The sequence below is a fragment of the Pseudomonadota bacterium genome (genome assembly GCA_034189865.1).
GTDB lineage: Bacteria > Pseudomonadota > Gammaproteobacteria > UBA5335 > UBA5335 > JAXHTV01.
The window spans coordinates 17,750-29,353 of record JAXHTV010000029.1; the positions used below are offsets into that span (position 1 = coordinate 17,750).

Genomic DNA, 11,604 nt, shown 5'->3' on the forward strand with positions numbered 1-11,604 from the left:
CTGAGCGGATGTGTGCTCATCTATTCATTTCACAGCCAACCGGAGCGCTAACCAATCGTTCCGGTGTCAAGGGGGAACGATATGGAAATATCCACGATGGTGTTTCTGGCAATCGTTGTGATGATCGGAATTTATGCCGTCATCATCTACAACAACCTGGTTCGGCTCAAGCACAACGTGGCCAAGGCTTGGTCCAACATCGACGTATTGCTCAAGCAGCGTCACGACGAGCTGCCCAAGCTGGTCGACGCGTGCAAGCGTTACATGCAGCATGAACAGGAAACGCTCGAGCGTGTCATGAAGGCGCGGGCAGCCGTCAGTGTGGCACGGGAATCGGGCGATGTCGCAGCGCTCGGTCAGGCGGAAACCGGACTGCGAGCGGGTTTGGCTCAGCTGTTTGCTGTGGCCGAAAACTATCCGGACTTGAAAGCGAACGAATCGTTTCAACACTTGCAAACGCGAATTTCTGCTTTGGAGAACGCGGTTGCCGATCGCCGCGAATTCTATAACGACTCCGTCAACGTCAACAACGTGCGCATTGAGCAGTTTCCCGACGTGATTCTTGCCCGTTTGTTCGGCTTCCAGGCGAAACCGTTGTTGGAGTTCTCCGAAGCGGAAACCGCCGATGTATCGGTTGGGCAGCTATTCGGCTAACCCGAAATGGATCCAGCGATTACCGTCCCCATTGCTGGGAGTATCCCGGCCGATGATGCCTGGATCATGGTCTTGTTCTGCGGCTTGGCTGTGGTCGCCGGGTTTTTCGGCTGGCTGGCGTTCGTCCATAAGGCGCGGTTGATCGAGGACACGCCCACATCCAAGATCCGCTCTGCTGCCCAAGGTTGCGTTGAGATCAAGGGCATCGGTCAGTCGCTGGGTCCGCAGGCTCTGGTTTCCCCCATGACGGGTTTGTCCTGCCTGTGGTGGGAGTGTGAAGTTCACCGCCGCGAAGAGCGTGGCTCCGGCCGAAATCGCCGAACGAGCTGGCGCCGCATCTCCCACCGGATCAGTGACGAACCTTTTTGGTTGGAAGACGACACCGGCCGCTGCGTGGTCAATCCTCACGGCGCCGAAGTTCATGCCCAAGTGGATGTGTGGTACGGCAATACGCCCTGGCCGCGTCTGGATTCACGTCGGCACAAGAGCGTGTTTGGTTTCGCGGGCGGTCGTTATCGTTACCGCGAGAAGCGCCTGCCCGCGGGACATGCCCTTTACGCCCTTGGGTTTTTCCAAACCCAACGAGGACAAGACGGCTTTGACCGAAAGGCGCAGGTGCGCGATCTTCTCGTGGAATGGAAACAGGATCCCGAAGCCTTGGTGAGGCGATTTGACGCCAATAGCGATGGACAGGTCGATGCTGAGGAATGGGAGGCAACCCGCGCCGCCGCACAAGCAGAAGTGGAAGCTGAGTTTCTCAGTCGCGGTTTGGAGCCGGACGTTCACGTGCTCCGAAAGTCGGATGATCGGCGTCCGTTTCTGCTGTCTGTTTTTCCCGAGCACAAATTGACCCGGCGTTATCGGCTGGGCGCCATCGGGTGTCTTCTCGCATTTTTCGGCGGTCTTGCCGGCTTGGTGCTTCTGCTGCCGGGGCTATTGAACTAAGCAGCTGATTCTTATCCGATAATGCCCGCGTGCAACCGGACGTTAACACTGCTAGTATGATATGTTTTGCGGTCACTCCAAGGATTGGGGTATCGCCACGGCCAAACGGATGTCATGGAAAGGCCAGCACAAACCAACAACGAGTCACAACCCTCTGGTCAATTGATCGAAGCGTTGATCGGGCACCTGACGCCCCCAGCGGAATCCGACTCGCCGGACCCGGCTCCTTGGGATCAGGCGTTTCCGCGTGAGGCGTGGAAAAAACTCGGTCAAGCGGGTCTTTTGGGGCTGAGCGTGCCACGGGAACTCGGGGGGGGAGGCCTCAGTTATCCGGGGTTTTGCCGTGCCACGACGGCAGTCGCGGAGCACGGCTGTCATCTGGGTCTGGCGGTCTCGTGGCTCATGCAGAATTTGGTCGCGGCCAACTATTTTGGCCGTTACGCCTCTCCCGCCCAAGCTGCCCGTTACCTCGAACCGCTGCTTTCAGGCGAATCGTTGATTGCCATCGCGACCTCCGAGCCGCAGGGTGGCGCCCACCCCAAATATCTTTCCACGAAGGCAGAAAGGCAACCGGACGGTTTCCTGATCGACGGCCAAAAAGCATTCGTGACCCATGCGCCGCAGGCGGCCGCGTTCATTGTGCTCTGCGTGACAGAAACCCTTGGCCGCCGAAAACAATTTTCCGCGCTGGTGGTTCCCAGTGATGCGCCGGGCCTGGTGGTCGAGCCTTCGGCAGATTTCGCTTTGATGCGCCCAGTGGGACATGGCGGTTTGACGCTCAAGGGCTGCGCGGTACCTGGCGATGCCTTGTTGGGACCGGAAGGCCAAGCGCTGGATATGCTGGCCAAGCCATTTCGCGCCCTGGAAGAAGTGACGCTTTCGGCCTTCGCCTTGGGGCAGATCAGAACATTGCTGCGCAATGCCACCCACTGGCCGAGCGTGGCCGATACCGAGGAATCCGCCGAGGCTTTGGGTCGGTTGCGGGCCAAGTTGAGCCAGCTGGAGTTGGCGGTGGAGGCCGCGGCGCAGCGGTTAGAAGGCAAACCCACCGCGCCGGTGGCAGTTGAATTGGCGGCCGCTCGTGAGGCGGCGACGGGCTTTATAGAGCTTTACCGTCGCCTGGCGACGGATCTGGGTGCAAGTGTCGATGGAACCACGCTCGGCACCTTCGAGATGTTTTTCTTGCGCGGTGCGCGAAAAGGATTTCGCCGGTTAGGACAAAAATTGATGAGTAACGAGGTTAGTTAAGTGTCAGATACGGAGCATTTTGGCAGCATCGAGGGAATCCAGAGCGCGTTCGCGGAGATGGGGTATATCTGCAGTCGAACCATCGCCACGTGCTTGTTCGTCGCCCATAACCTGGGCCGGCCCATATTGGCCGAGGGTCCGGCCGGGGTCGGGAAAACGGAGTTGGCCAAAACGGTCGCACGTTACATCGATCGGCCTTTGGTTCGCTTACAGTGTTACGAAGGCCTGGACGAATCCAAGGCAATTTACGAATGGAAATACGGCAAGCAGTTGCTCTACATCCAACTGCTGAAAGATAAGCTGAACGACGTCATGGCGGGCGCCAATACCCTGGCCGAGTCGATGGACCGGTTGCACCGTCATGAGGATGTTTTTTTCTCCGAGAGTTTCCTGGAACCGCGTCCGTTGATGAAGGCGTTGAAAGAGCCCGACGGTTGCGTGTTGCTGGTGGACGAAATCGACAAATCGGACCACGAGTTCGAAGCGCTGTTGCTCGAGATCCTGTCGGACTTCCAGTTGACCGTTCCGGAAATCGGGACCATCAGCGCCCAGAAACGCCCGTTCGTGATTCTCACCAGTAACAACACCCGGGAGATGAGTGACGCGTTGAAACGGCGTTGTCTGCACCTTTATATCCCCTATCCCAGTAAGGATCTGGAGAGCCGCATCGTCAGTGTGAAAGTGCCCGGCATCTCCGATTCCCTGCGCACCCAACTGGTCAGCTTCGTACAGCAGGTCCGTGACATCGACTTGAAAAAACATCCCTCCGTCAGCGAAACCATCGACTGGGCGAAGGTGTTGGTACTACTGCATTCCGACGTGCTGGATGAAGAAATGGTCCGCACCACCCTGAATATTTTCCTGAAGTTCGAAGAGGACATCCGGCGGGTGGACAAGGAAGTGGGCAAAATGATCGCCAGCGCGCGCAAGGAAGCCGGACTGGAAGCGTATGCATCAGACACTTGAGGATTTCATCCAGGCGGTTCGGGGTGCCAACGTGCGCGTCTCCGTCGCCGAAGCGATGGAGGCCTACGAAACGGTTCGGCTGGTGGGTTACGGCGACCGTGAGGTGCTCCGCGACGCGCTGTCCGTGACCATGGCGAAAACGGCTGAGGACAAAGCCCGATTCGTTGATTGTTTCGATCGATTCTTCCAGGCCGACAGCTTCGACGACGCACCGGATATGCAGCATGCGGTGGGTGAGACCGAGGCGGGTGGCGAGAACGCCGTGGATCTGGACGATGCCCAGACGGATAAACTGGTCGACATGCTGCTCAGCGGCGACCGGGTGGGCCTGATGGCCAGCATGCGCGAAGCGGCGCGGGAAGCCGATATCAGCGAGATGACGCTGTTTACCCAGCGCGGCGTTTATCTGCAGCGCATGATGCGAAAGATGGGCCTGGATGCGCTCGACCGGCGATTGTTCGAGTTGGAGCGAAGCGGCCAGGCCGAGTCACCCCAGGCCCAGCGACTGAAAGAGGCGCGTGCGTATTTTCTGGACCAAATGAAAGAGTTCATCCAGCAGCAGATTCAGCTCTACACCGGCGCGTCGGGTAATCAGTTGCGAGAGGAGTCGCTCAAAGATCGTAAGCTCGCCAAGATTGAGGCCCAGGACTTCGAGCGCATGCAGGACATCGTGCGAACGGTGGCGAAACGCCTGAGCAACGTGCACGCACGTCGTGCCAAGCGGGCGCTACGCGGTCAGTTGGACGTCCGAAAGACCTTGCGCAGCAACATGGGCTTCGACGGCAGCTTGTTCGACATCCGTTGGAAACGCACCAAGGTTTCCCGGCCTCGGGTGGTGGTGATTTGTGATGTCAGTCGCTCGGTGGCGGACTACTCACGTTTTCTGCTGCTGTTTCTCTACAGCATGACGGAAGTCATCGACCGTATCCGGACCTTTACCTTTTGCTCGGATGTGGCGGAGGTGAGCCAAATCTTCGAGACCAGTTCGGTCGAAGAGGCTTTGTTCCAGGCTCAAGCGGCGGCGCCTATTGGTTCCACCGATTACGGTCAGGTTTTTCGAACCCTGGAGAAGGATTTTCTTGAGGCGTTCACACCCCGAACCACAGTGATGATACTGGGCGATGCCCGGAACAACTATGGCGACCCGGAAACCGGGATTCTCAAACTCATTCAGCAGCGCAGCCGCAACGTGATCTGGCTAAATCCGGAGCCGACGGTGGATTGGGGTACGGGGGATTCTGAAATGGATGCTTACCGACCGTTTTGCCACCTGATCAAAGAGTGCAACACGATCAATCAGTTGGAACAGGCACTGGATCAAATGCTCAAGCTGACCATGCGCGCGGCTTGAGCCACTCCGCCGACTTTAGGTCCATCGCCTTGCCGGGCCCACCCGCGGGACATAGAATCCCGCGGGGATAGTTCTCACCGCATGAGAAACTTTTCGAACTCGGCCGCATCCGGTTTTCGGGGGATGTCGCCCGTTCGCAGGTGTTATTCTCATCGGCTGCATCACCACGATGACAGGATCCGGATGACCGCGATACGTACCCTCAAGCAATATTTCCACGCACGTTTCATTCTGCTCGCCGCGACCGAGCTTGTGCTCTTTTTTGGGTCCATCTATCTCGCTGCTTACTTACGCTTTGCCCACGTTGGGGCGGAAGGCGTGGCCACCGTGGCCCCTTTGATGCCCAAGGCCTTGGTTTTTTCGATCGCACTTTTATTAAGCCTTTTTTCCATGGGGCTCTACCAGCGTTGGACCCGAATGCGCAATGAGGAAATTCTGGTGCGGTTGGCCGCCAGTTTCTTGTTCGGCGGCGTTGCCTTGGTTCTTTTCTTCTATGCCGTGCCGGCGTTGTATGTCGGTCGCGGTATTTTGGGTCTGGCGCTGATCATTTCGTTTTTTGGTGCGGCATTCGCTCATTTGCTGTTCCATCAATTTACCGACGAGAGTCTGTTCAAGCCGAACATCGTGATCCTGGGGGGGGGGGCTAAAGCTGGGGAGATGCTGGCCCATCTGCCGAAGAACGAAAGTGCCCGGGGCTATCGTTTAATTGGATTCATCCGGGTGCCGGGTGATGCGCAAGACGCCGATCTTGGCTCCGCCGACACACTGGAAGGGGCGCTTAGCGATGTCGTGACGACCCGTGGGATTGATGAGATCGTGGTCGCAATGGATGACCGCAGCGGTCAACTACCGGTCTCTGAATTGCTCCGATGCAAAATGCAGGGTGTCCGGGTCAGTGATGCGGTGGGATTCGTGGAACGGGAAACCGGGAAGGTTCATCTGGACCTCCTCTACCCGAGTTGGCTGGTGTTCTCGGAAGGCTACGGGGGAGACGCCTTCTTTCGTGCCGGCAAGCGGGTGCTCGACATTGCGGCCAGTTTGGCGCTGCTGGTGGTGGCTGCGCCGGTGATGTTGATTACGGCCCTGGCCATTTGGGCTACTGAGGGGTGGCGAGTGCCGGTTTTCTACGGCCAGACGCGAGTCGGTCAAGACAACCAACCGTTCGAGATCGTCAAGTTCCGCAGTATGGTCGTCGATGCGGAAAAGTTCGGCAACGCCCAGTGGGCCGAAGAGGATGATCCGCGGATTACGCGCGTGGGACGTTTCATGCGCAAGTTTCGAATTGACGAGCTGCCCCAGATCATTAACGTCATTCGGGGTGATATGAGTTTCGTCGGACCGCGGCCTGAACGACCGCAGTTCGTCGAGGTATTGGCGCAGCGTATCCCGTACTACATGGAACGTCACCGCGTGAAGCCGGGGATCACGGGTTGGGCCCAACTCAACTATCCCTACGGTGCGACTGAACAAGATGCGCTGGAGAAACTGCAATATGAGCTGTACTACCTGAAAAAACAGAGTCTGTTGTTTGATCTGATGATTGTTCTCCAAACGGTCGAAGTCGTGCTGTTTGGCAAGGGCGCCCGCTGATTGACCCGCTTCCTCATGGAAATGATCTATGTCCCGCTCTGATCCCCCCATCCGCTCCCACGATAATTTTCTGGTATTCGGCGCGCCCCTGATCGGGGAAGAAGAAATCCAGGAAGTGGTGGCCAGCATGCGGACCGGCTGGCTTGGAACAGGTCCCAAGGTCGCGCGCTTCGAGCGCGAGTTCGCGGCCTATAAAGGTGCCAACCAAGCGGTGGCGCTGAATTCGTGCACAGCGGCTTTGCATTTAAGTATCTTGGCCGCCGGTCTTCAGCCGGGCGATGAAGTGATAACCACGCCCATGACCTTCTGCGCCACGGTCAACGCCATCGTTCATGCCGGCGCGACACCGGTATTGGCCGATGTGGATCCGGTGACCATGAACATCGATCCCGATCAAGTCGCGGCGCGGATGACACCGCGAACCCGGGCGATTCTTCCCGTGCATTTCGCCGGCCGGCCGTGCGAGATGGACGCTTTGACCGCGCTGGCGGAGCGCCACGGGCTGAAGCTCATCGAGGACTGCGCCCACGCCATTGAGACTGAATATCACGGTCGTCCCGCCGGAACCTTTGGCGATTTCGGCTGCTTTAGTTTCTATGTGACCAAAAATGTCGTCACGGGCGAGGGCGGTATGGTGTTGACCCGGGATGAGTCGGCGGCGGCACGAATCAAGACCCTGGGTTTACACGGCATGAGCAAGGACGCCTGGAAACGTTTCGCCGATGAGGGTTACAAGCACTATCAGGTTGTCGAGTGCGGTTTCAAATACAACATGATGGATCTGCAAGCGGCCATCGGTATCCATCAACTGGCGCGTGTGGAATCTGCCTGGGCACGCCGCGCCCAAATCTGGGATCGCTATCAACGCGAGTTGGCCGATTTGCCGGTGACGCTGCCCGCGCCGGTCCCTGACGATCAGCGCCACGCCTATCATCTGTTCACAATTCTGATTGATGAGGCCCACTCGCCCATGGCGCGGGATACGTTTCTCAATCGAATGACCCACCACAACATCGGCGTGGGTGTTCATTATCTGAGTATCCCGGAACATCCGTACTACCAGCAGACCTTCGGCTGGCGTCCGGAGGATTATCCCCATGCCATGGGCATTGGCCGCACCACGGTCAGCTTGCCGTTGTCCGCCAAACTCACCGATGCGGACGTGAACGATGTCATTCGTGCCGTTCGACAGGAACTTAGCGGATGAGGCGATTCATCTCCAGCTTGTTGCCGGACGCGGTTCGCCTCGGCCTGCGGAAACGCCTCAATGCGGCACGGCGAGCGCGGGCCATGCCGCGCATGATTCGCGGTTACCAAGATGGGCGCGGCCTGTGGCGTCCCAACGTGCGAATGAGCGACAGCGTCTGCATTCAACGGCCACAGAATGTCGTCATCGAGGACCTGGTCTGGGTTTGGCACTACAGCCTGTTGGACGGAACCGGCGGACTGGAAATCGGTGAAGGCACGCAAATCGGCGCCTGGTCCGGCCTGTTTACCCATTCCTCTCACGCCGCGATACGCCTCTATGGGCGCCACTACCTGGAGGTGCCGGAAGACGAAAAGGTGGGGTTCTCCACGGCACCGGTTCGGGTGGGGCGCTATGTCCTCATCGGACATCATGTGAATATTCTGCCGGGCGTGACGATTGGTGACGGAGCGGTGATTCGTTCCGGCGCGATGGTGACCAAGGACGTAGCACCGTTCCAGGTGGTGGGCGGTTCGCCGGCCGAGCCCACCGGCGACATCCGCGCCTTGGACAAACGTCTGCTCAGGCGACATTCCGAACTCCAGTCCTGGTACGAACAGTGGCAACGGCCCGATGACGACGCAATGGGTCGGTGACGCCGTAGCCATGGAGGGTAGAGTGTGTCGCTAAGGCGAGCCGCCGTGTCCGGCACCAAGTGGACCGCCGCCTCCAGTCTGGCCACAACCGGCATTCAGTTCGTGCAGATCGGCGTTCTGGCCCATCTCCTGAGCCCTGAAGATTTCGGCTTGATGGCCATGATTATGGTGGTGTTGGGCTTCGCTCAGGCCTATGCGGACATGGGCATCGGCAACGCAATCATCTACCGGCAGCAGTCCACGCAAGACGAGCTCTCTTCCCTGTACTGGCTCAATCTGGCCTTTGGGCTACTCATCTACCTGATCATCCTTGCGTCGACGCCGGCAATCGTCGCTTTTTTTGCCGAGCCTCGATTGGCACAGCCGCTGGCATGGTCCGCCGCATTGTTTCTGGTGATTCCCGTCGGTCAGCAGTTTTTCGTTCTGCTGCAGCGTGACACCCGTTTTCGACCCATCGCACTACTAGAAATCGGTGGTGCGACGGTGGGGCTCGCCGTTGCGATTACCGCGGCTTGGTTCGGGCAGGGGGTGTATGCGTTGGTTTGGGGTCAGTTGGCCAACGCGGCCACCAAAGCGATGATCCTGCTTGCCATCGGTTGGGTCGACTACCGCCCGTCGCTGCATTTTCGCCCTGGCGATCTGCATGGTTACGTGGGTTTTGGCCTGTTCCAGATGGGTGAGCGGAGCGTCAATTTTCTCAACTCGCGCTTGGATCAAATGCTGATTGGCAGCCTGTTGGGGGCGCAGGCACTGGGGTACTACAATCTGGCGTGGAATTTGGTGATCCAGCCGGTGACCAAGATTAACCCCATCGTGACCCGTGTGGCCTTTCCTTTGTTTGCGCGGGTACAAAATGAGCAAACCCGACTCCGCCGGGGTTACCTGCTCACCCAGCGCTTGTTGAGTACCGTCAATTTTCCTCTGCTCCTGGGTTTGGCTGCCGTTGCGCCACTGTTGTTGCCGTTGGTTTTGGGCGAGCGCTGGACACCGGCGGTGATTCTGGTGCAGTTGCTGGCCGGGGTGGCCTTGTTCCGTTCCACAGGCAACCCTATGGGCGCTCTGTTGCTGTCGAAAGGGCGGGCGGACTTGGGCTTTTATGCCAACGTGGCATTGGTGTTTTTTCAGGTGCCGGGGATTTTGCTCGGTGCCCGGTTGGGCGGTGCGCCGGGGGTGGCCTTGGCGCTATTGCTATTGCAGATTTTATATTTCGTATTGAGTTATCCGGTGTTGATCCGACGGGTGCTGGAGCCGTGTCTGTGGCAATACTATGCGAGCGTATTGCCGGCGCTGGCGATTTCCCTGGCCATGGCGCTCAGCGTCGCGGTGATTCCGCGCTTTGCCGGCGCTCACGTGGGCATTTTAGTGGGCCAGATTCTTTTCGGTGCGCTCGTCTATGCGCTGTTGACCTGGCTCGTTCGGGCTGAGGATTTACGCGACCTGCGCCGCTTGCTGCTGGAGCGGGGCAGATGAATCATCGTGAGGTTGGCTCTAGCGGTTTGACTGTGCTGCACCGGGTTCCCGTCTGGCTGCCCCAGACGCAAACATGGTTGTACAACCAGCTGCGCTATTTGCCGTCTTGGATCGAGAGCCACGTGGTGTGCGACACCGATGAGAACCTGGATCAGTTCCCATGGCCGCATGTGTCCAGCTTTTCGCGGGCATCGAAACGACGCATTTATGGGGACAAGCTGCTCCGTCGGCTTGGGTGGCGGCATCACTACGGCTTTGTCACGGCGGCGGCACGCAACGCCGGCGCGCAGCTGATGCATTCCCATTTCGGCCATGTGGGTTGGGCCAATGCGGCGGTGGCGCGCGCGCTCAATATTCCCCATGTGGTCACTTTTTACGGTTTTGACGTCAATATGCTGCCCACTCAGGATTCCCGTTGGCGCGGGCGGTATGCCGAGCTATTCGCGGGGGTCGATCGCGTTCTATGCGAAGGCAGTCACATGGCGGCCCGGGTGGCGGAGCTGGGATGCGGCGAGGATCGCATTCGTGTGCATCATTTGGGTGTGGAGTTGCAGCATATCCCGTTTCAGCCTCGATCATGGCGGCCCGGCGAGACGCTGAAAGTGTTGGCAGCGGCAAGCTTTCGGGAGAAAAAAGGCTTGCCCTACGGCATTGAGGCGCTGGGTCGTATCGCCCGAAAAATGCCCGTGCAATTGACCATCATGGGCGATGCGGGTTCGGACGCGGCGAGCCAGGCTGAGAAGCAGCGCATTCTCTCAGCCATCGCAGATTCCGGCCTGGCTGAGTTCACCAATAGGGTGGGGTATCAGCCGCAGTCGGTTTTGTGGGAGCTGGCCCATGATCATCATGTTTTTCTTTCCCCCAGTGTGACGGCGGCCGATGGCGACACCGAAGGCGGCGTGCCGGTGGTTTTGATTGAAATGGTGGCCAGCGGGATGCCGGTGATTGCGACCCGTCACTGCGACGTGCCGGACGTTATTCTGGAAGGGCGCACCGGTTGGTTGGCGCCCGAGCGGGATGTGGATGGGCTGGAAGCGGTCATGAATCGGTGGCTCGATCAGCCGGATGCTTGGGCTTCCATGCTCACGGCGGGACGCAAGCATGTGGAGGCGGCGTACGATGTGCGGCGCCAAGGTGAGGCTTTGGCCGAGATCTATCAGCAGTTGCGTTGAGCAGAATGTGTGACCGATCGCTGGGGAAGACCGATCGGCTTGCCGGGTTTAGTGTCCGGCCGCGCGTTGGAGCACGCTCAGTAAGCGTGGCGCCGTCACCTGCAGACAGTAGTGTGCCTCGACTTTGCGTCGACCGGCCTTCCCCAGGCTGCAACGAAGATTGGGCCAGTCGCGTAAATTCTTAAGCGCATTCAGCCACTCCTCAATGTTGACCGCCAAATAGCCGTCTACGCCGTCGCTGACGATCTCCCGGTTCACGCCCACGGGAGAGGCGATCACCGGTTTGCCACTGGCCATATACTGAATCAGCTTATAGCCGCATTTGCCCCTGCCCGACGAACCCTTCGAACGGGGCAAATGCGGCTA

At 58.8% G+C, this 11,604-nt stretch carries 11 protein-coding genes; 10 read left to right on the plus strand and 1 reads right to left on the minus strand.

Going from position 1 to position 11,604, the window contains the following annotated elements; all coding sequences use genetic code 11:
- The first annotated feature begins 81 nt into the window (after positions 1-81).
- The 10 genes from SVU69_11560 (at position 82) to SVU69_11605 (ending at position 11,238) form a co-directional block, all read left to right on the plus strand.
- The gene (locus tag SVU69_11560; protein MDY6943631.1) at positions 82-654 is read left to right on the plus strand and encodes a LemA family protein; all 573 of its coding nucleotides are present in this window, start codon (positions 82-84) and stop codon (positions 652-654) included.
- A 6-nt stretch (positions 655-660) separates the two neighbouring features.
- Positions 661-1,599 carry a GIDE domain-containing protein gene (locus SVU69_11565; protein MDY6943632.1) on the plus strand — a complete coding sequence of 313 codons (939 nt, stop codon included), beginning with the start codon at positions 661-663 and terminating at the stop codon, positions 1,597-1,599.
- A gap of 66 nt (positions 1,600-1,665) precedes the next feature.
- Positions 1,666-2,847, plus strand: a complete 1,182-nt coding sequence (locus SVU69_11570; GenBank protein MDY6943633.1) for an acyl-CoA dehydrogenase family protein — start codon at positions 1,666-1,668, stop codon at positions 2,845-2,847.
- 57 nt (positions 2,848-2,904) lie between these two features.
- Positions 2,905-3,813 carry a MoxR family ATPase gene (locus SVU69_11575; protein ID MDY6943634.1) on the plus strand — a complete coding sequence of 303 codons (909 nt, stop codon included), beginning with the start codon at positions 2,905-2,907 and terminating at the stop codon, positions 3,811-3,813.
- Positions 3,797-5,164 carry a VWA domain-containing protein gene (locus SVU69_11580; GenBank protein MDY6943635.1) on the plus strand — a complete coding sequence of 456 codons (1,368 nt, stop codon included), beginning with the start codon at positions 3,797-3,799 and terminating at the stop codon, positions 5,162-5,164. The genes SVU69_11575 and SVU69_11580 overlap by 17 nt, the downstream gene beginning before the upstream one ends.
- A 183-nt stretch (positions 5,165-5,347) precedes the next feature.
- Entirely contained in the window at positions 5,348-6,754 is a 1,407-nt protein-coding gene (locus SVU69_11585; protein ID MDY6943636.1) for a TIGR03013 family XrtA/PEP-CTERM system glycosyltransferase, read from the plus strand.
- Between the two features lie 28 nt (positions 6,755-6,782).
- Positions 6,783-7,961 carry a DegT/DnrJ/EryC1/StrS family aminotransferase gene (locus SVU69_11590; protein MDY6943637.1) on the plus strand — a complete coding sequence of 393 codons (1,179 nt, stop codon included), beginning with the start codon at positions 6,783-6,785 and terminating at the stop codon, positions 7,959-7,961.
- Positions 7,958-8,596 (plus strand): acyltransferase, encoded by a 639-nt coding sequence (locus SVU69_11595; GenBank protein ID MDY6943638.1) that lies wholly within the window; start codon positions 7,958-7,960, stop codon positions 8,594-8,596. Before SVU69_11590 ends, SVU69_11595 begins: the two co-directional genes overlap by 4 nt.
- Positions 8,597-8,620: 24 nt before the next feature.
- Positions 8,621-10,066, plus strand: coding sequence for an MOP flippase family protein (locus SVU69_11600; protein ID MDY6943639.1), 1,446 nt, complete (start codon positions 8,621-8,623; stop codon positions 10,064-10,066).
- Positions 10,063-11,238, plus strand: a complete 1,176-nt coding sequence (locus SVU69_11605; GenBank protein ID MDY6943640.1) for a glycosyltransferase — start codon at positions 10,063-10,065, stop codon at positions 11,236-11,238. The genes SVU69_11600 and SVU69_11605 overlap by 4 nt, the downstream gene beginning before the upstream one ends.
- A gap of 48 nt (positions 11,239-11,286) precedes the next feature.
- Here SVU69_11605 and SVU69_11610 read toward each other — a convergent pair whose 3' ends face one another.
- The gene (locus tag SVU69_11610) at positions 11,287-11,595 is read right to left on the minus strand and encodes a glycosyltransferase (protein MDY6943641.1); all 309 of its coding nucleotides are present in this window, start codon (positions 11,593-11,595) and stop codon (positions 11,287-11,289) included.
- Positions 11,596-11,604 lie beyond the last annotated feature (9 nt).